At 66.2% G+C, this 21,387-nt stretch carries 24 protein-coding genes; 11 read left to right on the forward strand and 13 right to left on the reverse strand.

Annotated elements, in window-relative coordinates; translation table 11 throughout:
* Positions 1 to 111 precede the first annotated feature (111 nt).
* The 3 genes from B6S44_RS19840 to B6S44_RS19850 all read right to left on the reverse strand — a co-directional run bounded on the left by B6S44_RS19840 (position 112) and on the right by B6S44_RS19850 (position 2,159).
* A complete protein-coding gene (locus tag B6S44_RS19840; protein ID WP_129158587.1) occupies positions 112 to 978 on the reverse strand; it encodes a branched-chain amino acid aminotransferase in 867 nt (288 codons plus the stop codon).
* Positions 979 to 1,126: 148 nt separating this feature from the next.
* Positions 1,127 to 1,444, reverse strand: a complete 318-nt coding sequence (locus B6S44_RS19845) for an AzlD family protein (RefSeq protein WP_129158588.1) — start codon at positions 1,442 to 1,444, stop codon at positions 1,127 to 1,129.
* Positions 1,431 to 2,159 (reverse strand): AzlC family ABC transporter permease, encoded by a 729-nt coding sequence (locus B6S44_RS19850; protein WP_129158589.1) that lies wholly within the window; start codon positions 2,157 to 2,159, stop codon positions 1,431 to 1,433. Before B6S44_RS19850 ends, B6S44_RS19845 begins: the two co-directional genes overlap by 14 nt.
* A 126-nt stretch (positions 2,160 to 2,285) precedes the next feature.
* Here B6S44_RS19850 and B6S44_RS19855 point away from each other — a divergent pair, with 126 nt between their 5' ends.
* Positions 2,286 to 2,894: a 4'-phosphopantetheinyl transferase superfamily protein gene (locus B6S44_RS19855; protein WP_129158590.1), complete on the forward strand. Its 609-nt coding sequence runs from the start codon at positions 2,286 to 2,288 to the stop codon at positions 2,892 to 2,894.
* Between the two features lie 8 nt (positions 2,895 to 2,902).
* Here the strand turns inward: B6S44_RS19855 and B6S44_RS19860 are convergent, their stop codons facing one another.
* The 6 genes from B6S44_RS19860 to pheS all read right to left on the reverse strand — a co-directional run bounded on the left by B6S44_RS19860 (position 2,903) and on the right by pheS (position 10,717).
* Positions 2,903 to 3,646: a TerC family protein gene (locus tag B6S44_RS19860; protein WP_129158591.1), complete on the reverse strand. Its 744-nt coding sequence runs from the start codon at positions 3,644 to 3,646 to the stop codon at positions 2,903 to 2,905.
* 117 nt (positions 3,647 to 3,763) lie between these two features.
* A complete protein-coding gene (locus tag B6S44_RS19865; RefSeq protein WP_129158592.1) occupies positions 3,764 to 4,843 on the reverse strand; it encodes a tartrate dehydrogenase in 1,080 nt (359 codons plus the stop codon).
* The gene (locus tag B6S44_RS19870; RefSeq protein WP_129158593.1) at positions 4,840 to 5,742 is read right to left on the reverse strand and encodes an alpha/beta fold hydrolase; all 903 of its coding nucleotides are present in this window, start codon (positions 5,740 to 5,742) and stop codon (positions 4,840 to 4,842) included. The genes B6S44_RS19865 and B6S44_RS19870 overlap by 4 nt, the downstream gene beginning before the upstream one ends.
* Before the next feature lie 263 nt (positions 5,743 to 6,005).
* Positions 6,006 to 8,429, reverse strand: a complete 2,424-nt coding sequence (gene pheT, locus B6S44_RS19875) for a phenylalanine--tRNA ligase subunit beta (protein WP_129158594.1) — start codon at positions 8,427 to 8,429, stop codon at positions 6,006 to 6,008.
* A complete protein-coding gene (locus B6S44_RS19880; protein WP_129158595.1) occupies positions 8,426 to 9,613 on the reverse strand; it encodes a glycosyltransferase in 1,188 nt (395 codons plus the stop codon). The genes pheT and B6S44_RS19880 overlap by 4 nt, the downstream gene beginning before the upstream one ends.
* Before the next feature lie 21 nt (positions 9,614 to 9,634).
* Positions 9,635 to 10,717: a phenylalanine--tRNA ligase subunit alpha gene (gene pheS / locus B6S44_RS19885; RefSeq protein WP_129158596.1), complete on the reverse strand. Its 1,083-nt coding sequence runs from the start codon at positions 10,715 to 10,717 to the stop codon at positions 9,635 to 9,637.
* A gap of 127 nt (positions 10,718 to 10,844) precedes the next feature.
* Between pheS and B6S44_RS19890 the strand changes: the two genes are divergently transcribed.
* Genes B6S44_RS19890 through B6S44_RS19905 form a run of 4 tightly spaced genes read left to right on the forward strand, consistent with a single transcriptional unit; the run spans position 10,845 to position 13,253 of the window.
* The gene (locus B6S44_RS19890; protein ID WP_129158597.1) at positions 10,845 to 11,297 is read left to right on the forward strand and encodes a hypothetical protein; all 453 of its coding nucleotides are present in this window, start codon (positions 10,845 to 10,847) and stop codon (positions 11,295 to 11,297) included.
* A 4-nt stretch (positions 11,298 to 11,301) separates the two neighbouring features.
* Positions 11,302 to 11,817: a hypothetical protein gene (locus B6S44_RS19895; RefSeq protein ID WP_129158598.1), complete on the forward strand. Its 516-nt coding sequence runs from the start codon at positions 11,302 to 11,304 to the stop codon at positions 11,815 to 11,817.
* Positions 11,814 to 12,434, forward strand: a complete 621-nt coding sequence (locus B6S44_RS19900) for an SCO family protein (RefSeq protein ID WP_164985893.1) — start codon at positions 11,814 to 11,816, stop codon at positions 12,432 to 12,434. The genes B6S44_RS19895 and B6S44_RS19900 overlap by 4 nt, the downstream gene beginning before the upstream one ends.
* 57 nt (positions 12,435 to 12,491) lie before the next feature.
* Positions 12,492 to 13,253, forward strand: coding sequence for an LOG family protein (locus B6S44_RS19905; protein WP_129158600.1), 762 nt, complete (start codon positions 12,492 to 12,494; stop codon positions 13,251 to 13,253).
* A 216-nt stretch (positions 13,254 to 13,469) separates the two neighbouring features.
* Here B6S44_RS19905 and rplT read toward each other — a convergent pair whose 3' ends face one another.
* The 3 genes from rplT to B6S44_RS19920 form a co-directional block, all read right to left on the reverse strand.
* Complete coding sequence (gene rplT / locus B6S44_RS19910) at positions 13,470 to 13,844, reverse strand: 50S ribosomal protein L20 (RefSeq protein ID WP_129158601.1); 375 nt, start codon at positions 13,842 to 13,844, stop codon at positions 13,470 to 13,472.
* A gap of 28 nt (positions 13,845 to 13,872) precedes the next feature.
* Positions 13,873 to 14,073 (reverse strand): 50S ribosomal protein L35, encoded by a 201-nt coding sequence (gene rpmI, locus B6S44_RS19915; RefSeq protein ID WP_110488066.1) that lies wholly within the window; start codon positions 14,071 to 14,073, stop codon positions 13,873 to 13,875.
* Between the two features lie 157 nt (positions 14,074 to 14,230).
* Complete coding sequence (locus tag B6S44_RS19920) at positions 14,231 to 15,436, reverse strand: MFS transporter (RefSeq protein WP_129158602.1); 1,206 nt, start codon at positions 15,434 to 15,436, stop codon at positions 14,231 to 14,233.
* A gap of 113 nt (positions 15,437 to 15,549) precedes the next feature.
* Here B6S44_RS19920 and B6S44_RS19925 point away from each other — a divergent pair, with 113 nt between their 5' ends.
* From B6S44_RS19925 to B6S44_RS19950, 6 genes are all read left to right on the forward strand, one after another.
* A complete protein-coding gene (locus B6S44_RS19925; protein WP_129158603.1) occupies positions 15,550 to 16,143 on the forward strand; it encodes a TetR/AcrR family transcriptional regulator in 594 nt (197 codons plus the stop codon).
* Positions 16,144 to 16,257: 114 nt separating this feature from the next.
* The gene (locus B6S44_RS19930; protein ID WP_129158604.1) at positions 16,258 to 17,151 is read left to right on the forward strand and encodes a MurR/RpiR family transcriptional regulator; all 894 of its coding nucleotides are present in this window, start codon (positions 16,258 to 16,260) and stop codon (positions 17,149 to 17,151) included.
* Positions 17,148 to 18,485, forward strand: coding sequence for an aspartate aminotransferase family protein (locus B6S44_RS19935; protein ID WP_129158605.1), 1,338 nt, complete (start codon positions 17,148 to 17,150; stop codon positions 18,483 to 18,485). The genes B6S44_RS19930 and B6S44_RS19935 overlap by 4 nt, the downstream gene beginning before the upstream one ends.
* A gap of 58 nt (positions 18,486 to 18,543) precedes the next feature.
* Positions 18,544 to 19,581 carry an amino acid ABC transporter substrate-binding protein gene (locus tag B6S44_RS19940; RefSeq protein WP_129158606.1) on the forward strand — a complete coding sequence of 346 codons (1,038 nt, stop codon included), beginning with the start codon at positions 18,544 to 18,546 and terminating at the stop codon, positions 19,579 to 19,581.
* On the forward strand, positions 19,581 to 20,213 hold the full coding sequence (locus tag B6S44_RS19945; RefSeq protein ID WP_129158607.1) for an aspartate/glutamate racemase family protein: 633 nt from the start codon (positions 19,581 to 19,583) through the stop codon (positions 20,211 to 20,213). The genes B6S44_RS19940 and B6S44_RS19945 overlap by 1 nt, the downstream gene beginning before the upstream one ends.
* Positions 20,214 to 20,359: 146 nt before the next feature.
* On the forward strand, positions 20,360 to 20,653 hold the full coding sequence (locus B6S44_RS19950; protein ID WP_129158608.1) for a GYD domain-containing protein: 294 nt from the start codon (positions 20,360 to 20,362) through the stop codon (positions 20,651 to 20,653).
* 166 nt (positions 20,654 to 20,819) lie between these two features.
* On the opposite strand, the gene infC is transcribed toward B6S44_RS19950, so the two are convergent.
* Entirely contained in the window at positions 20,820 to 21,362 is a 543-nt protein-coding gene (gene infC / locus B6S44_RS19955; RefSeq protein ID WP_129158609.1) for a translation initiation factor IF-3, read from the reverse strand.
* Positions 21,363 to 21,387 lie beyond the last annotated feature (25 nt).

Raw genomic sequence — 21,387 nt, forward strand, 5'->3', positions numbered from 1 at the left:
TGCGAAACCCGGCAGATCGCTTCGCGATGCCGGCTTTGTCCATCGTTGGAAATCATGCATCTGCGTGATTTCCAACGAGCGGAATACGCAATCCTTCGAGAGGATTGCGTATCAGGCGCCCTTGCTGTGAGCGAAGTCCATGTAGAGCTCGCGCGCCTTGCGGAACATCGGGCCGGGCTGCAGCTCGCGATCGTCGATCTTGTAGATCGGCATCACCTTCGAATAGTTGCCGGAGGAGAAGATCTCGTCGGCCTGCTCGAAATCGGCGTAGCCCAGCGTCGTCTCCTCGACCGGCACGCCGGCACCGCGCAGCAGGCCGATGGTGCGCTGACGGGTGATGCCGTTGAGGAAGGTGCCGTTGACGGCCGGCGTCTTCACCACGCCGTCCTTGGCGAGGAAGACGTTGGAGGTGCCGGTCTCGGCGACATTGCCGAGCATGTCGAGTACGAGCGCATTGTCGAAGCCCCTGCCCTTCGCCTCGCGCAGGATGCGGGCATTGTTGGGATAGAGGCAGCCGGCCTTGGCATCGGTCGGCATGGTCTCGAAGGTCGGGCGGCGATAGGCGCCCTTGGTCACCGAGAAGCCCGTGCCGGGATCGCCCATCGGCGCCTCGAACAGGCAGAGCGCGAACTGGGTCGAATCGGGGTCGCCGATGATGGTGGACGGGCCATCGGCCTCGGCCCAGTACATCGGCTTGATGTAGAGCGCCGTGCCGCTGCTGAATTTCTTCACGCCTTCGGCCGTCTTGGCGATGATCTCCTCGGCCGACACCGTCGCCTTCAGGCCCATCGCCGTGGCTGAGCGGTTCACGCGGGCGGCATGCCGGTCGAGATCGGGCGAGACGCCGTCGAAATAACGGGCGCCGTCGAAGACCTGGGAGGCCTGCCAGGCGGCGTGGGTACGCGGGCCCATGATGCCGGGGTTGCCCTCGCGCCACTCGCCATCGAACCAGGTCCATGTCTGCGAATACCAGGCCATCATGCGCTCCGATCGGTCAGCTAAAAGTGAGAGCCGGCACCGTCTGCCGCAGGCCGGGCGGCGTCAACATGCCGGCGAACGTTTGATGTGATGGGTGCGATCGTAGCCGGTGATGGATCATCGCATCAGGCGCCATCGCGCCCGAGGGTCAGAAACCAGCGGCACGCATCAACGAGACGAAGGCCATGCCGACGAGCAGGGCGAGCAATTCGCTGCGCCTGATGACCATGCTGGCGATCGCGGCCAGCAGAGCGAGGCCGGCGGCAAGGCCGAGCCGCTCGATCAGCGGCAGCACGGTTGCGACCACGATCGAGCCCGGCAAGGCCGCAAGCCCGCGCCGAACCCGCGGCGTCAGCGGCACGAAGCCCATCAGCACGACACCGGAGATGCGGCAAAGATAGGTCGCGAGCGCCATGGCGAGGATGGCGAGATAGGGACCCCAGCTTCCGGGTTCAGGCAGGGTCATCGAGGAAAGCCCCTACCACGGCGCCGGACAGCGCCCCCACGATGATGAAGGCATAGCCGTCGACGAGGCGCACAGTGATCAGCGCGACGACGCCGGCGATGATCCAGGGCAGCGCTCCCCGCTTGCCGCGCCAGAGCGGCACGATCATCGCCGCGAAGAAGATCGGCATGACGAGGTCGATGCCGTATTTGCGAGGATCGGCGACGAGGGCGCCGAGCAGGTAGCCGGGGACCGTCATGACGACCCATACGCCCCAGAGCGCCAGCCCGGCGCCCAGCACGACGCCGAGATCGCGGCCGCCTTCATTGTGATAACGCGTACCCACCAGCCAGTTCGCATCGGTGAAGAACGACAGCTGGAAGGCGTTCACGAACCAGGGATAGCGCGAGAACCAGGGTTGCAGCGAAGCACCCTGCAGGATGGTGCGGGCATTGACCGTCACCGTCACGAAGGCGAGCGCGACGATCGCCCCCCAGCTCCATTCCGGCCGCCAGAGCTCCATCGCGACGAGCTGGGACACGCCGGCATAGACCAGGGCGCTCATCAGCACGGCCTCGACAAGGCTCAGCCCCTTGGCCGAGGCGGCGGCGCCGAAAGCGACGGCGAAGATGACGACGCCGGGCATCAGTACGGAAACGCGGCGCAGGCCGAGCAGCATGCCGGCGAGGGTGAGCAGCGCGGCGTGCGGCGGTTCGGATTTCGCTTCGGAAGGCATGTGTCCTCGAACCGTTTTCGCTGGCTTACGTCAACGCCCTGCAAGCTCCGGGCCTCATGAGCCCCGTGCAAGGCGAGCCGGGGCCGTCTCCTTCCGCCGCAGGGCGCGGTGCACTAGAACCGCCGCATGCACTGGCTCTCCTCCGCCGACGACACTGCTGCTGCCCTGCCAGCCGTCTGGCTGATCGCGACTCAGGCGCAGCCCGCAAACCTGCCGGAGCGCGCGGAGTTACGCCGCTCGCTTGCCCGCAAGGTACTGGCCCGCCAGTTCAGTCTAGCAGAGGATGCTGTCGAGATCGGACATGAGCCTGCGGGCCGGCCGCTGATCGTCGCCCCGCATGGTTCGGGTTTGCACCTGTCGCTCGCGACCCGCGCGGGCCTCGTCGCGGTCGCACTGGCGCACCGGCCGGTCGGCGTCGACGTCGAGCAGGTTGCGCTCGCAGGCGAACCGCCGCTCGCCATGCTGCACCCCGACGAACGAAGCTGGTTCGAGAGCCTGCCCGCCCCTGCCCGGCGCCTGGCCTTCGCCCAGCTCTGGAGCGCCAAGGAGGCCTATGTGAAAGCGCTTGGCACCGGCTTCGCACGGGCGCCGGAGAGCTTCGCGGTACAGCTCGACGGGACCGAACGCTTTACCGTCGTAGACGAGCAGGCTGGCCATCGCGCCAGCGGCTTCATCAGTCTCACGAAAAACGGCGGCCATGAGACCATGGCCGCCGCGTTCGTCACTCTCGATTGAGGTAGGTTTCAGCCCGGCTGATCGACCGGCTTCTTCTTGAGGAGGTAGCCGGCGACGACGACGACCAGCGCGCCGAGCACCGCCGCCGAATAGAACGGCACCTTCGCAGGCAGGAGGCCGACCGGGTTGACGTCGGAGGTCGGGACGCTGACGACCCAGCTCGGCATGTTCGCCTGCAGCCATTGCAGCACCGCCATGTCGCTGAGCAGCATCTCGCCGGCGATCCAGCCGAGCAGCGCGGCGCCGAGCCAGATCAGGATCGGGAAGCGCTCGAGCACCGAGGAGAGCAGGCGGGCGCCGAAGATGATCAGCGGGATGGTCAGCAGCAGGCCGAAGATGAAGAGCTCGAAATGTCCCCGCGCCGCCGCAGCAATCGCCAGCACGTTGTCGAGGCTCATCACCGCGTCGGCGATGGCGATTGTGCGTACCGCCTTCCAGAGATTGTCGCTGGCCTCGATATCGCTATGCGCCTCTTCCTCACCCTTGGCGAGCTTGATCGCGATCCAGAACAGCAGGAGCGCGCCGACGACCTTCAGGAAGGGGACGGCGAGCAAATAGGTGACGACGATCGCGAAGATGATGCGCAGGCCGACAGCGGCGCCGGCGCCGAGCCAGATACCGACCTTGCGCTGCTTCTCCGGCAGCGAACGCACCGCGAGCGCGATGACGACCGCATTGTCGCCCGAGAGCAGAAGATCGATCCAGATGATCTGGAGCAACGACGTCCAGAAAGCGGAAGATGCGAAATCCATACCTTGGTCATCCCCTCAATAGTCCGGACCCAATAGCCCGGTTTGGCCCGATCGGGCGGTTTAAGCAAGCAGCCGGCACGGAGAATGCGCCGGCGGCGCGAAGAATCTTGCAGACGTTCAACCCAACGCCTGTTCCACTGCTTTGCCGGCAGCTTCGGTGCCGAGCGAACCACCGAGATCGCGCGTGCGGGTGCGGGCGTCGCCGAGCGCGCGCTCGATCGCCGCCTCGATCCCCTTGGCGGCTTCGTGCTCGCCGAGATGGTCGAGCATCATCGCGCCCGACCAGATCTGGCCGACCGGATTGGCGATGCCCTGCCCGGCGATATCCGGCGCCGAACCGTGCACCGGTTCGAACAGCGAGGGATGATCACCGGTCGGGTTGATGTTCCCTGACGGCGCGATGCCGATCGTGCCGGTGCAGGCCGGGCCGAGATCGGAGAGGATGTCACCGAACAGGTTGGAGGCGACGACCACGTCGAAACGGTCCGGGTTTAGCACGAAATGCGCGGTCAGGATGTCGATATGGTACTGGTCGACCGCGACGTCGGGATAGTTCCTGGCCATCTCCTTCACCCGCTCGTCCCAGTACGGCATGGTGATCGAGATGCCGTTCGACTTGGTCGCCGAGGTCAGCTTCTTGCGTGGCCGGCGCTGCGCCAGCTCGAAGGCGTATTTCAGCACGCGGTCGACGCCGACGCGGCTCATCACCGTCTCCTGGATGACGATCTCGCGCTCGGTTCCGGCATACATGCGCCCGCCGACCGAGGAGTACTCGCCCTCGGTGTTCTCGCGCACGACGAAGAAGTCGATGTCGCCCGGCTTGCGGCCGACGAGTGGGCCGGGCACACCCGGCATCAGCCGCACGGGGCGGAGATTGACGTACTGGTCGAACTCACGGCGGAACAGCAGCAGCGAGCCCCAGAGCGAGATATGGTCCGGCACCTCCGCGGGCATGCCGACGGCGCCGAAATAGATCGCGTCATGGCCGCCGATCTTCTCCTTCCAGTCGTCCGGCAGCATCTTGCCGTGCTTGGCGTAGTAGTCGCAGGAGGAGAAGTCGAACTCGTCGAGCTGCAGCTCGAAGCCGTATTTCTTCGAGGCTGCCTCGAGCACGCGCAGCCCCTCGGGCATGACCTCCTTGCCGATGCCGTCGCCGGCAATGGCGGCGATGCGGTAGACGCGGTTGGTACGGCTCATATGTCTTCTCCGAAAAAGGCCGAGAATTCGGCGGCGACGAGATCGGGGATCTCCTCCGCCAGATAATGCCCGCCCGGCAGGGCCCGGCCTTGGACGTTTTCCGCACGCTCGCGCCAGAGCGCCAGCACATCGAAGCATCTGCCGACGGCGCCGCGCTCACCCCACAGAGCCAGCATTGGGCATTCGACCTTCTTGCCGCCATCGGCATCGTCATGGGCGATGTCGATCGTCGCCGCGGCGCGATAATCCTCGCAGCTGGCATGGATCATCGCCGGATCACGAAAGCAGCGGAGATATTCGCCCAGCGCCGCGGGCTCGAACAGCCGCATGTCCGACGCACGCCGGCTCGTCCAGTAGAACTCCGGATCGGCGCCGATCATGCGCTCCGGCATCGGTGCCGGCTGGATCAGGAAGAACCAGTGCCAATAGGCGCGGGCGAAGGCATCGGTGGTGTGGCGATACATTTCGCGCGTCGGCGCGATGTCGAGGGTCGCGAGCTTCAGCACCCGCTCGCCATGGTCCAGCGCAAGCCGATGCGCAACGCGGGCGCCGCGATCATGCGAGGCGACGCAGAAGCGGTCATGCCCAAGCGCGGTCATGACCTCCGCCATGTCCTGCGCCATGGCGCGCTTCGCATAAGGCGCGTGATCGGCCGCGCTCGGCGGCTTTTCGGAATCGCCGTAGCCGCGCAGGTCCGGACAGACGAGGGTGAAGCGCTGCGCCAGCTGCGGAGCGATGCGCCGCCACATGATGTGGGTTTGCGGATAGCCGTGGAGCAGGAGAAGTGGTGGCCCCTCGCCGCCGGTGCGGACGCGAATGCGCGCCCCCGTCGTCGCGACGTCGAGCAGCCGGAAGCCGGGGAAGAGATCGTCCGCGACAGGGAGCTCGGTCAGCGACATCAGGCCTCTCGGATTGCAACAATCAGAGCCGATACCCCTATTTTCAAACGATTTCTTGCGCCGATTATTTCACAATCCTGATCAATAACGGTTGGCGCACCCCCTCCCCCTTGTGGGGAGGGGCAGGGGTGGGGGGCGCAAAGTCAAAGCGGTCCGCCTCGCTGTTACAAGCAGCGGTTCACCCAGTCGCTCGCCCCCCCATCCCCATACCCTTCCCCACAAGGGGGAAGGGCGGAGATGCCGGCATGCGACCATGCCCCCTCTCAGCCCCGCAGCACCGCGCCGTAGCGCTTGGCCATCTCGGCGACGATCTTAGCCGCGACCGCCTCGATCTCGGTGTCGGTCAGCGTCTTCTGCGTCGGCTGCAGCGTCACCGCCAGCGCGACCGACTTCTTGCCGGTTTCGACGCCCGCGCCCTCGTAGAGATCGAACACCCCGACATCGGAGACCAGCGCCCGGTCGGCGTTCTGGGCGCTCCTGGCCATCTCGCCGGCCGCCACGGCCTTGTCGACGATGAAGGCGAAGTCGCGCGTCACCGGCTGGAAGTCGGAAAGCGCGAGCTTCGGCTTGACCTTGGTCGGCTTGAACTTGGGCAGCGGCAGCGCATCGAGATGGATCTCGAAGGCGACCAGCGGGCCCTTGACGTCGAGCGCCTTGAGCACGCGCGGATGAACCTCACCGAAAGCGCCGATCACGCCCTTGGGGCCGAACTGCAGCGTGGCCGAGCGGCCGGGATGGGCCCAGGCCGGACCACCCGCGACGATCTGCAGGCCGCCGACCGGCACGCCGAGGCCGGAGAGCAGGCCGAACACGTCAGCCTTGGCATCGAAGGCGTCGACCGGCTTGGCCGCGCCGTCCCAATGGCGTCCGGCACCCTCGAGCCGAGCCGTGCCGCGGCGCAGGCCGGCAGCAGCGATCAGCTGGCCTTCCGGCTCGTCGCTCTGGAAGATCTGGCCGACCTCGAACAGCGCGACGTCGCCGAAGCCGCGATCGGCATTGGCCTGCGCCGAGCGGATCAACCCCGGCAGCAGCGAGGGCCGCATATCGGAGAGATCGGCCGCGATCGGGTTGGCGAGCACGAGCTTGCGCGAGCCGCCGCCGAAGAGCTTGGCCGCATCATGCGAGATGAACGACCAGGTCACCGCCTCAGTGAGGCCACGGCTGGCGAGCAGGCGCTTCGCCTGGCGCGTGCGCTTCTGCAGCACGGTCAGTACCGGCTTGATCACCTCGCCCTTGATGCGCGGCAGCGGCGCCGGATCGACACGGTCGATGCCGGCGATGCGCAGAATCTCCTCGACGAGATCGGCCTTGCCCTCCACATCGGCGCGCCAGGACGGCGGCGCGACCTTGACGCGCTCGCCGGCACCCGAGACGTGGAAGCCGAGCGAGGTCAGCGCCAGCTTCATCTCGACTTGAGGCAGGTCGAGCCCGGTCAGGCGCTTGACCTCGGACCAGGGGAAATCGATGGCGCGCGGGCTCTCCGGCAAATCGCCGGCGAAGACGACCTCGGACGGCTCGCCACCGCAGAGCGTCATGATCATCTGCGTCGCCATGTCGAGGCCCGGCCGGGTGAAGTCCGGATCGATGCCGCGCTCGTTGCGGTAGCGCGCGTCGGAGTTGATGCCGAGCGCTCGGCCGGTGCGGGCGATGTTGAGCGTGTTCCATAGCGCGCTCTCGACCAGCACGTCGGTGGTGGTCTCGCCGCAGCCGGAATGCTCACCGCCCATCACGCCGGCGATCGACTCGACGCCGCTGTCGTCGCAGATCGCGACCATGTCGGAGGTGAGTGCATAGGTCCTGCCGTCGAGCGCCAGCACCTCCTCACCTTCCTTGGCGCGCCGGACGACGAGATTGCCCTTGACCTTGGCCGCGTCGAAGACGTGCAGCGGCCGGTTGCGGTCGAAGGTCATGAAGTTGGTGATGTCGACCAACGCGTTGATCGGGCGCAGGCCGATGGCGCGCAGGCGCGCCTGCAGCCACTCCGGCGACGGACCGTTCTTGACACCGCGCACCATGCGCAGCGCGAAGACCTGGCAGAGATTGCGGTCCTCCTCGGCGAAATCGAGCTTGAGCTCGACCCGGCACGGGAAGGCGCCGCGCACCGGCTGGACCGGCGCCGTCTTGACCGTGCCGAGGCCGGCGGCGGCAAGGTCGCGCGCGATGCCGGAAACGCCGAGCGCATCGGCCCGGTTCGGCGTCACCGCGATCTCGATCACGGCGTCGCTGAGCCCGGCATAGATCGCATAGGGCTGGCCGACCGGCGCATCCTCGGGCAGATCGATGATGCCGTCATGGTCCTCGGAGAGTTGCAGCTCGGCCTCGGAAACCAGCATGCCGTTCGACTCGACGCCGCGGATCACGCCCTTGCCAAGCGTGATGTCCTTGCCGGGGATATAGGTGCCCGGCGGCGAGAACACGCCCTTCATGCCGGTGCGGGCATTGGGCGCGCCGCAGACGACCTGGACCGGATCGCCCGAGCCGGTGTCGACCATGCAGACGCGCAGGCGGTCGGCGTTCGGATGCTGCTTGGCCTCGATGACATAGGCGATGGTGAAGGCTGAGAGCGCCTTGGCCTTGTCCTCGACGCCTTCGACCTCGAGGCCGATGCGGGTCAGCGCCTCGGTGATGGTGTCGAGCGAATCCGTGGTGTCGAGATGCTCTTTGAGCCAGGAGAGTGTGAACTTCATGGTGTTCCGTCGCTACGCATATTGGCTGCCGACAACGCCGGGGCGGCTTTATTCAGCTCGTCCTCGCCGTCCGTCTTGATCTTCATATCGTTGCCGCGCCAGCTCACCTCGCGGGCGACGAAGGCATAGGCCCAGATGCCGGGAAAGACGAGGTCGCGCACCAGGTAGGCCGCAGGCGTACGCCAGTTCACAAACCAGCCGACGCCCTTCGCCAGCACGATCTCGCCGGCATACCAGACAGCGAGCACGGCAAGAACGGCCTGCCAGATCATGAGCCCGAAAGCCGGCGCGGCGTAAGCGGCAAGCAGCGCCGGCACCAGCGGCCCGACCAGGATCTCCGGCGCGAAGAAGGGCAGGAAGGTGACGCGGCGCAGGCGCGCCCAGCGGAACTGGCGCTGGACGACGTCGCGCAGGCTGCGCGGCCCGAGCGGCTGTTCGAAGGGCTGCCCGACGAGATGGACATGCTTGCCGGCCTTGCGCACCAGCTTGGTCGCAGCCGCATCCTCCGCGATCTCGGCGGCAAGCGCGGCGATGCCGCCATTGGCATCGAGGAAGGGCTTGTTCCAGAGCATCGACTTGCCCTGGGCGAAGCCGCAGCCGAGCGCCTCGCCGGCATATTGCCAGCGTGCCTGGAAGGTATTGAGGAAGGCGCATTCGACCTCGGCGCCGAAGCAGCCCGGCCGCGAGCCGGCCGGCGTCGAGCAGACGAGGCCGGTGTCGTCGCGCCAGGATTGCATCAGCCGCTGGATATAGTCCTTCGGCATCAGCACGTTGGAATCGGCGAGGACCACCCAGTCATGGCGCGCCGCTTCCCAGCCCTTGACGCAGTTGTTGAGCTTGGGATTGGCGCTGACGGCGACGTCGCCGACGATCAGGCGCACGCGGTCCGCGCCATAGGTGCCGATCAGCTCCTCGATCAGCGGCACGATCGGGTCATGGCCGTCAGCGACGCAGAAGATCGTCTCATAGAGCGGATAGTCGAGCTCGAGGCCGGAGGTCAGCGTCTCCCGGCTGAAGGTCTCGATGCCGCGCACCGGGCGCACGACCGTCACCGGCGGAGCGAGCTTCTGGAGACGCGACGGCGTCTGCCGGCGGCGCAGGCGCACGAAGGCGATCGCCAGGCACAGCAGATTGGCGGCGACCATCAGCGCCGCGATCAGGCCAGCCCACTGCGCGCCGTTCATGCGTCTCCCCTCTCGGTCAGGTTACGAGGTCAGCCCACCGGTCAGGGTCGGCAGGTCGAGCGGGCGGAAGCCGTAATGCGACAGCCAGCGGATATCGGCCTCGAAGAAGGGCCGCAGGTCCGGCATGCCGTATTTCAGCATGGCGATGCGGTCGATGCCCATGCCCCAGGCGAAGCCCTGGTAGACGTCGGGATCGAGCCCGCAATTCTTCAGCACGTTGGGATGGACCATGCCGCAGCCGAGGATCTCGAGCCAGTCGTCGCCCTCGCCGAAGCGGATCTCGCCGTCCTTGCGCGAGCACTGGATGTCGACCTCGGCCGAAGGCTCGGTGAACGGGAAGAAGGACGGCCGGAAGCGCATCTTGACGCCCTCGACCTCGAAGAACGCCTTGCAGAACTCCTCCAGCACCCATTTCATGTGGCCGAAATGGGTCTTCTTGTCGATGACGAGCCCCTCGACCTGATGGAACATCGGCGTGTGGGTCTGGTCGGAATCCATCCGGTAAGTCCGGCCTGGGCAGATCACCCGGATCGGCGGCTCCTGCGACAGCATGGTGCGCACCTGGACCGGCGAGGTGTGGGTGCGCAAAAGCTTGCGCTCGCCATTGGAATCCGGCGCGAAGAAGAAGGTGTCGTGCATCTCCCGGGCGGGGTGGCCGACCGGGAAGTTGAGCTTGGTGAAGTTGAGATCGTCGGTCTCGACGTCCGGGCCTTCGGCGATCGAGAAGCCCATGTCGCCGAAGATCGCGGTGATCTCGTCGATGACCTGGCTGATCGGGTGGATGCGCCCGCGCGCCTCCGGCCCCTCGCGCACCGGCAGCGAGATGTCGAGCCGCTCGGCCGCGAGCCTGGCTTCCAGCGCCGCCTCGCCGAGCGCGTCCTTGCGGGCGCTGATCGCCTGCTGGACGGTGTCGCGCAGGCCATTGATGCGCGGCCCCTGCTCCTTGCGCTCGTCCGGCGTCATCGTGCCGAGCGTCTTCAGCAGGCCCGAGACCGAGCCGGACTTGCCGAGCGCCGCGATGCGCATCTGCTCGAGCGCCGCCTCGTCGCCGGCCGCCTCGATCTCACCGACAAGTGAATCGCGAAGGGTGTCGATGTCGTTCATGCCTGCTCTGGTCCGTTTGCGAGGCATCTTCTATGGTGTCGGCGGCGGTGAGGCTAGGGGCAATCGTGCTGGCAAAGCATCGCGCAAGCGAGGAAATGCCGGCCGGATTCCGGGATCGCGTGCAAAGATGACAATCTTGTCTCAAGCCCTGCGCCCGGCATTCCTATCCGCAGCTTTTGCAGCGCTCTTCGCCTTTGCGGCGCCCGCACTCGCCCAGCAGAGCGGCCAGCGCGTCACCGTCACCGGTGAGATCAGCGACAGCTGGTGCACGATCAGCGGGCTGATGTTCGCCAAAGGCACGGCGCATCATCAATGCGCCATCTGGTGCGCCCTCGGCGGCATCCCGGTCGCGATCCGCGACGCCGGCGGCAATCTCTACCTGATCCTGAAGATCGGCGACGACGAGGACAGCGCCGCAAATCCGCGCGTGGCGAAGCTGGCGACGCATGAGGTCACGGTCGATGGTGAGCTGCTCGAGCGCGACGGCGTCAAGTACCTGCTGGTCGACCGCATCGCCGACGACAAGGGCGTCATCACGATGACGCATGAAGAACACGGCATCCAGCCGTTCGGGAATTGAGGCGATGGATACTATCGTCAAGGCACTCGGCGTCGCTGCGTTGCTCGCGGGCACGCCGTCCCTTGCTGCCGAGCCCTGGAACATCCCGCACGAAAAGCAGATGGTGTTGAAGGGGCGCGTCGTCGATGCGCTGTGTCAGCTCAAGGGCCGCTGCACGCCAGATTGCGGCGGCGGCAAGCGGCAGCTCGGGCTCGCACTCGCCGATGGAACCTTCAGGCTGGTGGCGAAATCGAACATCGACTTCGCCGGCGCGACCGGCGACCTCGCCGGCTATTGCGGACGCGAGATTGAGGCCGACGGCCTGCTGATCGAGAACCCGGCGGTGACCCTGTTCTTCGTGCAGCGCCTGCGCGAGCGACCGGATCAGGACTGGATCGCCGCCGAGCGCTTCAAGGCCGATTGGGAGGCCAGGAACGGCAAGGCAGAGGAATGGTGGCGCGGCGATCCTCAGGCCAACCGGATCATCGCCGAGGATGGGCCGTTCGGCATCAAGGGTCTCGCTCCCAAGCCGAAGCCATGACCGGACGGATCAGTCGCCGTCTCCTGCTCGCCGGCCTTGCTGCCAGCTCGGTGGTTGCCGCGCGCGCACAGGATCATGGTGGCCACAGCCCCTCCCCGGCCGCCAGGCCACCGCAAGACCCGCTGGCGACGCAGTTCGGCGGCCCATTCAGCCTGACCGACCATAGCGGGAAGCGCGTCACCGAGGCCGATTTTCGCGGCCGCTTCATGCTGGTCTATTTCGGCTTCACCCGCTGCACCGACACCTGCCCGGTTGACCTGCCGATCATCGCGCATGCGCTCGACGCGCTCGGGCCTCTGGCCGCGAAGGTCGCGCCGCTGTTCATCAGCGTCGATCCGGTCAACGACAGTCCAGCCGCCATGGCTGTCTACGTCGCGAACTTCCATCCCCGGCTTGTCGGGCTATCCGGCAACGAGGCCGAGCTGGCAGCGGTCGCCAGGGCCTACAAGGTGCATCGCCGCAAGCTGACGCAAGCGCATCACGGCCATGGCGAATATACCATCGACCACGGCTCGCTGACCTATCTGATGGGACCGGACGGCCGCTTCCTGACCCTGCTGCCGCATAATTCCGGCGCCGAACGCATGGCGGGCGTATTGCGGAAATACATCTCGTGACGTGATAGGCGTGGCGCATCGTTTCAGCGCAACCCGCCCCCGCAAAGAAGCCCGCCTATGCCAGACAATAGCGCCCAGAAGAACTCGCCCTCCTACCGGATCGCCGCGCTCGACCAGGACTTTCTCCTCGGCGACTCGATGCGTGGGGCGCGCTTCATGCTCGAATACCAGAAGGCCGAGGACAATCTGCGAGCCCGCGGCATCCTCTCGACCATCGTCGTCTTCGGCTCGGCGCGCGTGCGCGAGGGCAATCCCTGGTACGAGGCGGCGCGCAGCTTCGCCAAGATCGCCTCGGAACGCGGCGGCGCCCTCGACGGCAAGGAGAGCGGCCGGCGCCATGTCATCGCCACCGGCGGCGGGCCGGGCATCATGGAAGCCGCCAATCGCGGTGCTGTCGAGGCCGGCGCGGTCTCGATCGGCTTCAACATCACCCTGCCGCATGAGCAGGATCCGAACGCCTGGTCGACGCCGGACCTGACCTTCCGCTTCCATTACTTCGCGATGCGCAAGATGCATCTTGCCATGCGGGCGGCGGCGCTGGTGGTCTTCCCGGGCGGCTTCGGCACGCTCGACGAGCTCTTCGAGATCATGACGCTGGTGCAGACCGGCAAGATGCCGCCGGTACCGATCGTGCTCTACGACAGCGCCTACTGGCAGGGCCTGATCAATCTCGAACGGATGGCCGAGGCCGGCTTCATCCGGCCGGAAGACCTCAAGCTGTTCTGCTATGCCGACAGTCCGGAGGAAGCCTACCAGCGCATCCTCGACGGCGCCGGCGAGAGCTGGACGCCGAAGGCGGTGGAGAAGGTGCAGACGTAGGCACCGCCAAACTCACAACAATAATCCTCGTCATTCCGGACAAGCGGCGAAGCCGCGCAGCTCCGGAATCCATCGAAGGGCGTCGCACTCTACGATGGATCCCGGAGTTCCGCTTCGCTCCATCCGGGATGACGGCGCAGTTGAAGGTTCGAAACCGACAACAAAAAAGGCCAGCGTTTCCGCCGGCCTTTCTCAATTCCGTAGCGAAGAGGTCGCTCAGGCGGCCTTGGCTTCGGCGGCGAGTACGCCCTTGACCGTCTCGACCACCGCGGTGAAGGCAGCGGTATCGTCGATGGCGAGGGCCGACAGGGTCTTGCGGTCGAGCTCGAGGCCCGCCTTGATGAGGCCGCCCATGAAGACCGAATAGGTCAGGCCGTGCTCGCGCACCGCAGCGTTCAGGCGCTGGATCCAGAGCGCGCGGAAGGTGCGCTTCCGGTTCTTGCGGTCACGATAGGCATATTGCATCGACCGATCGACAGCCGCCTTGGCGGCGCGGATCGTGTTCTTGCGGCGGCCATAGAAGCCCTTGGCGGCCTCGAAAGTCTTCTTGTGCTTGGCGTGGGACGTAACGCCCCGTTTCACGCGAGCCATGTTTGATCTCCGGAAAGGTTGTCAGGCGTTAGCCGTTGGGGAGGAAATACTTCTTCACGTTGGCAGCATCGCCCTCGAAAAGAACGTTCGTCCCACGGTGATTGCGGAGCTGCTTGTTGGTCCGCTTGATCATGCCGTGACGTTTGCCAGCCTGGGCATAGAGCACCTTGCCGGTTCCGGTGAGCTTGAACCGCTTCTTCGCGGCCGATTTGGTCTTCATCTTGGGCATTTCAGCTCCTCATAGGTCGCGAGCGCGAACAATGCGCCGCTTAAATTTTGCTTTGGGAAGCAAAGAACGATCGCCACGGCAGCCCTTATCAGCCGGGCGATCGAAGGTGGCGCCTATGACAGAAAAGCCACGCCCTTGCAAGCGCGGCCTCTCATTCTCAGGCGAGCGCCGGCTCGCGAGCCTGCCGCGGCTCTGCGATCAGGCAGAACCCGGCCGCGACGATCGCCAGCGCCGAGAAGCCGCCGGCGACCGAGACGTAGAAGCCGGTGCTCGCGCCATAGACGTCGATCAGCCAGCCCGAGGCGGCCGAACCCGCCGCCATGCCGATGCCCATGCCGGTCATCACCCAGGTGATGCCCTCGGTCAGCTTCGAAGCCGGCACATGCCGCTCGACCAGCGCCATGGCGACGATGACGGTCGGCGAGATCGAGGCGCCAGCGATGAAGAGCACGATGCCCAGCATCCAGAGCGAGGACACGATCAGCAGCGGCAGCGTCGTCGCCGCGGCCAGCCCGATCGAGAGCAGCAACTGCGTCGCCAGCGGCAGGCGCAGGCGGAGCGCCCCGAAGATGAGGCCGGTGATGAAGGAGCCAGCGGCATAGGCCGCGAGCGCCAGGCTCGCCGCCGCCTTGTTGCCCTGCGCTTCGGCGAAGGCGACCGCGGTGACCTCGGCCGTGCCGAAGACGACGCCGAGCGCCACCATCAGCAGCGCGATGATCTGCACCGGCACCAGGCGGATGGCGGAGCTGCTGGCGCCAACGCCCTGCGAGTGCACGGGCGGCTCGGTCGCGCGCTGTACGACGAACAGGGCCATGCCGACGGCGAGCAGGATCGTCGCCGCGAGCGGCCCGGCCTCCGGGAACCAGATGACGCTGAGGCCGATCGAGATCACCGGGCCGAGCATGAAGATGACCTCGTCGATGACCGATTCGAAGGCGAAGGCGGTGCGAAGATGCGGCGTGTCGCGATAGATCTCGGTCCAGCGGGCGCGCACCATCGCCATCATGCTCGGCTCGAGCCCGGCAAGAGCCGCGAACAGGAAGAGCACCCAGATCGGAGCTTCGAGGCGCGTCGCCAGCATCAGGCCGATGAGCGCAATGATGGTCGCGAGCGTGGCGGGAATCAGCACCTTGCTCTGGCCGTGGCGGTCGACCAGTCGTGAGATCTGCGGCGCGATCAACGCATTGGAGAACGCGAAGGTCGCGGCGACGCCGCCGGCAAGCCAGTACTGGCCGCGCGCCTGGGAGAGCATGGTGACGATGCCGATCGTCAGCATCGAGAATGGCATGCGGGCGAGGAAGCCGGCGGCCGAGAAGCCGATCGAACCGGGGGCCCGGAAGATCTCGCGATAGGGGTTAGGCATGGACGTCTCCGTCACATCAAAGCGTAATTGACATACGTTGCGTATGTGACATGAATAACTACATACGCACCGTATGTCAATTCACATACGCCTCGTATGCGAAAGGAACATGGATGACGCGCAAGCCGCGCACGCAGATGATCGCCGAGACCCGGGCCAAGTTGATCGCCGCAGCGCGCGCCGCCTTCGGCACGGTCGGCTATGCCGAGACCTCGATGGACGAACTCACCGCCTCCGCCGGGCTGACGCGGGGCGCACTCTATCATCATTTCGGTGACAAGAAGGGCCTGCTGGCGGCGGTGATCGTCGAGATCGACAGCGAGATGAACGCGCATATGCGGGCCGCCACGGCCAAGGCTGATGATCCCTGGACCGGCTTCCGCAACGAATGCACCGCCTATATCGAGCTGGCGCTCGACCCCGAAATCCAGCGCATCATGCTGCGCGAGGGCCCAGCCGTCCTCGGCGATCCCTGGGACTGGCCGACGCTCAGCGAATGCATCCGCTCAATGACGGAAAGCCTGGCGAAGTTAGTCGAAACCGGAGTCATTGCCCCGATCGATGCCGAAGCGGCGGCGCGGCTGATCGCCGGCGCGACGCAGTATGCTGCGCAATGGATCGCGCATGCGCCCGATCCGCAGGCGACCTCGCGCAAGGCAATCGAGGCCTTCAACCTGATGCTCGACGGACTGCTCGTCCGCAACTGAGCCAGTTGCAGAATGCAGTGGCGCCTATCGCTGGCGAAATGAAACAACTGTTTCCTTTTTATCGTATCGACTTTTTTGTTTCAGGCATCGTGACTCCCTGCTAGCGTCCTGACGATGGATAAACCCGGCCTGACGGCGAGCCTCACCCAAAGCTTCGAGCACTTGCCGCAGCAATTGCAGGCGGCGGCGCGCTGGGTGCTCGACCATCCGGCCGATGTCGCGCTGCTGACGACGCGCGAGCAGGCCAAGCGGGCCGGCCTGTCGCCGGCCACCCTGACCCGGCTGGCGCAGCGCTTCGGTCTCAAGGGCTATGACGAATTGCGGGCGGTCCATGCGGCGGCGCTGCGGCGGCGGCCGGAAGGCTTTGCCGGCCGCGCCGGCGAGCTGATGCAGCGCCATGGCGAAGAGGGCCCGGGCGCAATCGCGCAGGACATGTTCGCGGCACTCGCCGAACATCTCAAGGCGCTGCGCGAGCCGCAGGCGCTCGCCCGCTTCGAGCAGGCCGCGGACCTCTTGAGCGAAGCACAGACCGTGTTCTGCTTCGGCCTGCGCTCGGCCTTTCCGGCCGCCTTCATGCTCGACTATATCCGCGACCTGATCGGAGCGGACTCGGTGCTCGCCGATGGCGCCGGTGGACGCGGCATCGATGCGCTGCGCCGGATCGGCCCGAGCGATGCGCTCTTTGCCGTCTCGGTCGCGCCCTATACGCGCCAGACCGTGCAGGCGGCCGAGATCGCCAGGGAACGTGGCGCAAGGGTCGTCGCGCTGACCGACAGCGCGCTCTCACCGCTCGCCACTCTCGCCGATGTCGTCTTGCTGGTCGGGACCGAGACGCCCTCCTTCTTCCATACAATGACGCCGGCCTTCGCCGCGGTCGAATGCCTGGCGGCGCTGATGACGGCGCGCAAGGGCGAGGCCGCGCTCGCCGCGATCGCCCGCCACGAGGCCGCGCTCGACGCCGCCGGTACCTTCCTCACTCCCCGATCCATCAGGCGAGGCCATCGATGAGCCACATCCTGCACCGCATGCTGAGCAAGACCTATCCGACCGCGACCGGCGGCGAAGGCATGCTGCTGCGCGACCAGAACGGGCGCGAGCATATCGACGCCTCGGGCGGCGCGGCTGTCTCCTGCCTCGGCCATGCCCATCCCGACGTGCTGGCGGCGATGCATGCGCAGATCGACAAGCTCGCCTATGCCCATACCAGCTTCTTTACCACCGACGCGGCCGAGGAGCTCGCCGACCATCTGATCGCGCGGGCGCCGGCCGGCATGGGCTCCGTCTATTTCTGCAGCTCGGGCTCGGAAGCGATCGAGGCCTGTCTGAAGCTGGCCCGGCATTATTTCGTTGAGAAAGGCGAGATGAAGCGTGTCAACTTCATCTCGCGTCGGCAGAGCTATCACGGCATCACGCTGGGCGCCCTCTCGGTCGGCGGGCGGATGAAGGATCGCGCGCCCTTCGAGCAGATGCTGATGCAGGGCCATCACATCTCGCCCTGCTACGAATATCGCGACCGCCGCGCTGACGAGACCAGCGAGGAATATGGGCTTCGCGTCGCCGACGAACTCGAGGCGAAGATCCTGGGGCTCGGGCCGGAGACGGTCTGCGCCTTCGTCGCCGAGACGGTAGTCGGTGCGACGCTCGGCGCGGTGCCGGCCGCACCGGGCTACTTCAAGCGCATCCGCGAGATCTGTGATCGCCATGGCGTGCTGCTGATCCTCGACGAGGTGATGAGCGGCATGGGTCGCACCGGCACCCTGCACGCCTGCGAGCAGGAGGGCATCGCGCCCGATCTGATGGCGATCGCCAAGGGACTCGGCGGCGGCTATGCGCCGATCGGTGCGATGCTGGCTTCGAAGCGGGTCGTCGAGGCGGTCCGGCAGGGCTCGGGCATTTTTCCGCACAGCCAGACCTATGTCGGCCATCCCCTCGCCTGCGCCACCGCGCTCGCTGTGCAGAAGGTGATCGAGCGCGACGACCTGCTGGCCAATGTCCGCACGCAGGGCGCGCGGTTGGAGCAGCGCCTGCGCGAGCGCTTCGGCAACCACCATCATGTCGGTGATATCCGCGGGCGCGGCCATTTCTGGGGCGTCGAGATCGTCGCCGACCGCTCGACCAAGACGCCCTTCGATCCGGCGCTGAAGCTCAACGCCAGGATCAAGCAGGCGGCGCAGGAGCGCGGGCTGCTGATCTATCCGATGGGCGGCACGGCCGACGGCACCGCCGGCGACCATATCCTGCTCGCACCGCCCTTCATCATCGACGCCGCGACCGTCGATACGATCGTCGACCGCCTCGGCGACGCCATCGACGCGAGCCTGGCCTCGGCCCAACCGGCCTAAAGACTCACCACGATCCGGGCCGCCAAGAGCCCGTAGCGACCACCACAGGGGAACTGCCATGAAACGACTGAAGACCAAACCATTGAAACATCTGCTCTTCGCCGGCCTCGCCACACTTGGTTTTGCCGGCGCCGCTGCCGCCCAGACCGGCACGCTTGAGCGCGTCAAAGCGCGCGGCGAACTGATCTGCGGCAATCACATCGCCCTGCCCGGCTTCGGCATCCAGGGATCGGACGGGCGCTGGGACGGACTCGACATCGACCTTTGCCGCGCCGTCGCCGCGGCGATCTTCAACGACCCGAACAAGGTCAGGTTCATTCCGACGACGCCGCAGATGCGCTTCGTCGTGGTGCAGTCGGGTGAGGTCGACATGCTCGCCCGCAACGCGACCTATACGATGTCGCGCGACACCACCGCGGGCATGTCCTGGCCAATCATCAACTACTTCGACGGCCAGGGCTTCATGGTGCGCAAGTCGCTGGGCGTGAGCGAGGCGAAGGGGCTGGACGGCGCCTCGATCTGCGTGACGCAAGGCACGACGACCGAGCTCAACCTCGCCGACTTCTTCCGCGCCAATAAACTGAAATACGAGATCATCGGCTTCGCCACCAATGAGGAAGGCGTCAAGGCGCTGGAAGCCGGGCGCTGCGACGCCTTCACCACCGACACTTCGGGCCTCGCCGCCGAACGGCTGAAATTCTCCAAGCCGGACGATTTCGTCATCCTGCCGACGCTGATCTCGCGCGAGCCGCTCGGCCCGGCGGTGAAGCGCGGCGACGAGAGCTGGGTCGCGCTGGTGAAATGGGTGCATTACGCCATGCTGAACGCCGAGGAACTCGGGGTGAGCAAGGCCAATCTCGAGGAACAGCTCAAATCCGGCAATCCCGAGGTCAAGCGCCTGCTCGGCACCGAGGGCAAGTTCGGCGAGGGCCTTGGCCTCTCCAATGACTGGGCCCATCGCGTGATCAAGCATGTCGGCAATTACGGCGAGAGCTTCGAGCGCAATGTCGGCGCGGGCTCGAAGCTGCAATTGAAGCGGGGGCTGAACGATCTCGCCTCGAAGGGCGGGCTGCAATACCCGCATCCCATTCGCTGATGCGGATAGCGCTGATCCATGCGCTGCGCCATTCGCCGCCTCCGATCGAGGCGGCGTTCGCGCGGCTGTGGCCTGAGGCCACGCTGATGAACTTGCTCGACGACAGCCTCTCGGCCGATCTGTCCCGTGACGGGCGGATCACCGAGGCGATGACCGGGCGTTTCCTGAGTCTTGCGAGCTATGCGCGGGCGACCGGCGCCGACGGCATCCTCTTCACCTGCTCGGCCTTCGGGCCCTGCATCGAGACGGTGCAGCGGGCTCTGTCGCCGTTGCCGGTGCTGAAGCCGAACGAGGCGATGATCGAAGAAGCGCAGGCGATCGGCGGCAGGATCGGTCTCCTCGCCAGCTTCGGGCCAACGCTCCAGTCGATGCCGCCGGAGTTTCCGGGATCGCTGACGGTGGTGCCGAAGCTCGCCGAAGGCGCGCTCGCCGCGCTCGATCGCGGCGACGGGCCCGAGCACGATCGGCTGGCGGCGCTGGCGGCAGCCGATCTGGCAGATTGCGACACGATCGCACTGGCGCAGTTCAGCCTGGCGCGAGCGGCATCGGCGGTCGCCGCCGCGACAGGCAAGCCGGTGCTGACGACGCCGGACAGCGCCGTGCGGAAGCTGAAGCGGCTGCTCAGCCCCTAGGCTCTGCCTGATACCCGTCCATCGTGCTAGAGTGGCGAGGCAGGCCCGGCGGATGGTTCAACGGCCATCCGGAACCGATGCGGCGACAAGCCGGCCGCCGTAGGCAGCTTCCGACGAAAGGCCGGGCCTTTTCGGGGAGAGGCGCGATGACCACCTACATCATGCTGCTCAATTGGACCGATCAGGGCGCGCGCAAGCTGAAGGATTCGCCCGCCCGTCTCGACACCGCCAAACAGGCGCTGAAGGATATGGGCGGCGATTTCAAAGCCTTCTTCATGACGATGGGCAGATACGACATGGTCGTCATCTGCGAGGCGCCGGACGATGCCGTGCAGGCGCGCTTCTGCCTGCAATTGGCCATGCTCGGCAATGTCCGCACGGAAACGCTCAAGGCTTTCCCCGAGGCGGCCTATCGCGAGATCATCCGCTCCGTCAGCTAGAGCCGGATCCGATCAGATTGGAACCGTCTGATCGAAACGGGCTCCAGGGAATGCCTTGACCTGGTCGACTGATGGCCGGGTCCAATGCAACGAAGCCCGGCCGAAACGGCCGGGCTTCTTAAAAAACGATGCGAATGCGAGCCTTGTTCGGGCGCGCGGCTCGGCATCACTTCGGCGCAAGCACCATCACCATCTGGCGGCCTTCGAGCTGCCAGTCGCTCTCGACCTTGGCGATCTCGACGAGATCGGCCTTGACGCGCTCCAGCACCTTCACGCCGAGGTCCTGGTGCGCCATCTCGCGGCCGCGGAAGCGCAGGGTGACCTTCACCTTGTCGCCTTCGTCGAAGAAGCCGTGCATCGCCTTCATCTTCACGTCGTAGTCGTGCTTGTCGATGCCAGGGCGGAGCTTGATTTCCTTGATCTCGATGGTGCGCTGCTTCTTGCGCGCCTCGGCCGCCTTCTTCTGCTCGAGGAAGCGGAAGCGGCCATAGTCAAGAATCTTGCAGACGGGCGGCTCAGAATTGGGGGCGATCTCGACCAGATCGAGACCGGCGTCCTCGGCAATCTTGAGCGCCTCGAAGAACGAGACCACGCCACGGTTGGCGCCGGTATCGTCGATGAGCTGGACGTCGCGGACGCCACGAATGTCGCGGTTGGCGCGGGGACCGTCCTTGGTGGGGGTTGGTGCGGCTCGGAAGGGACGACGAATGGCTGTATTCTCCTATGATTGGCGC

It is taken from the genome of Allobosea sp. Tri-44 (assembly GCF_004123845.1).
In the GTDB taxonomy this organism is placed as follows: Bacteria; Pseudomonadota; Alphaproteobacteria; order Rhizobiales; family Beijerinckiaceae; genus Allobosea.

Bases quoted from the DNA above. Each gene is read 5' to 3' on its own strand.
- rpmI (WP_110488066.1), bottom strand. From the start codon at position 14,073: ATGCCCAAGATGAAGACCAAATCGGCCGCGAAGAAGCGGTTCAAGCTC.
- B6S44_RS19860 (WP_129158591.1), bottom strand. From the start codon at position 3,646: ATGGATTTCGCATCTTCCGCTTTCTGGACGTCGTTGCTCCAGATCATC.
- B6S44_RS19920 (WP_129158602.1), bottom strand. From the start codon at position 15,436: ATGCCTAACCCCTATCGCGAGATCTTCCGGGCCCCCGGTTCGATCGGC.
- B6S44_RS19840 (WP_129158587.1), bottom strand. From the start codon at position 978: ATGGCCTGGTATTCGCAGACATGGACCTGGTTCGATGGCGAGTGGCGC.
- rplT (WP_129158601.1), bottom strand. From the start codon at position 13,844: ATGGCTCGCGTGAAACGGGGCGTTACGTCCCACGCCAAGCACAAGAAG.
- B6S44_RS19905 (WP_129158600.1), top strand. From the start codon at position 12,492: ATGCCAGACAATAGCGCCCAGAAGAACTCGCCCTCCTACCGGATCGCC.
- B6S44_RS19900 (WP_164985893.1), top strand. From the start codon at position 11,814: ATGACCGGACGGATCAGTCGCCGTCTCCTGCTCGCCGGCCTTGCTGCC.
- B6S44_RS19935 (WP_129158605.1), top strand. From the start codon at position 17,148: ATGAGCCACATCCTGCACCGCATGCTGAGCAAGACCTATCCGACCGCG.
- B6S44_RS19940 (WP_129158606.1), top strand. From the start codon at position 18,544: ATGAAACGACTGAAGACCAAACCATTGAAACATCTGCTCTTCGCCGGC.
- B6S44_RS19855 (WP_129158590.1), top strand. From the start codon at position 2,286: ATGCACTGGCTCTCCTCCGCCGACGACACTGCTGCTGCCCTGCCAGCC.
- pheT (WP_129158594.1), bottom strand. From the start codon at position 8,429: ATGAAGTTCACACTCTCCTGGCTCAAAGAGCATCTCGACACCACGGAT.
- pheS (WP_129158596.1), bottom strand. From the start codon at position 10,717: ATGAACGACATCGACACCCTTCGCGATTCACTTGTCGGTGAGATCGAG.
- B6S44_RS19930 (WP_129158604.1), top strand. From the start codon at position 16,258: ATGGATAAACCCGGCCTGACGGCGAGCCTCACCCAAAGCTTCGAGCAC.
- B6S44_RS19870 (WP_129158593.1), bottom strand. From the start codon at position 5,742: ATGTCGCTGACCGAGCTCCCTGTCGCGGACGATCTCTTCCCCGGCTTC.
- B6S44_RS19890 (WP_129158597.1), top strand. From the start codon at position 10,845: ATGACAATCTTGTCTCAAGCCCTGCGCCCGGCATTCCTATCCGCAGCT.
- B6S44_RS19865 (WP_129158592.1), bottom strand. From the start codon at position 4,843: ATGAGCCGTACCAACCGCGTCTACCGCATCGCCGCCATTGCCGGCGAC.
- B6S44_RS19925 (WP_129158603.1), top strand. From the start codon at position 15,550: ATGACGCGCAAGCCGCGCACGCAGATGATCGCCGAGACCCGGGCCAAG.
- B6S44_RS19950 (WP_129158608.1), top strand. From the start codon at position 20,360: ATGACCACCTACATCATGCTGCTCAATTGGACCGATCAGGGCGCGCGC.
- B6S44_RS19895 (WP_129158598.1), top strand. From the start codon at position 11,302: ATGGATACTATCGTCAAGGCACTCGGCGTCGCTGCGTTGCTCGCGGGC.
- B6S44_RS19845 (WP_129158588.1), bottom strand. From the start codon at position 1,444: ATGACCCTGCCTGAACCCGGAAGCTGGGGTCCCTATCTCGCCATCCTC.
- B6S44_RS19850 (WP_129158589.1), bottom strand. From the start codon at position 2,159: ATGCCTTCCGAAGCGAAATCCGAACCGCCGCACGCCGCGCTGCTCACC.
- B6S44_RS19945 (WP_129158607.1), top strand. From the start codon at position 19,581: ATGCGGATAGCGCTGATCCATGCGCTGCGCCATTCGCCGCCTCCGATC.
- B6S44_RS19880 (WP_129158595.1), bottom strand. From the start codon at position 9,613: ATGAACGGCGCGCAGTGGGCTGGCCTGATCGCGGCGCTGATGGTCGCC.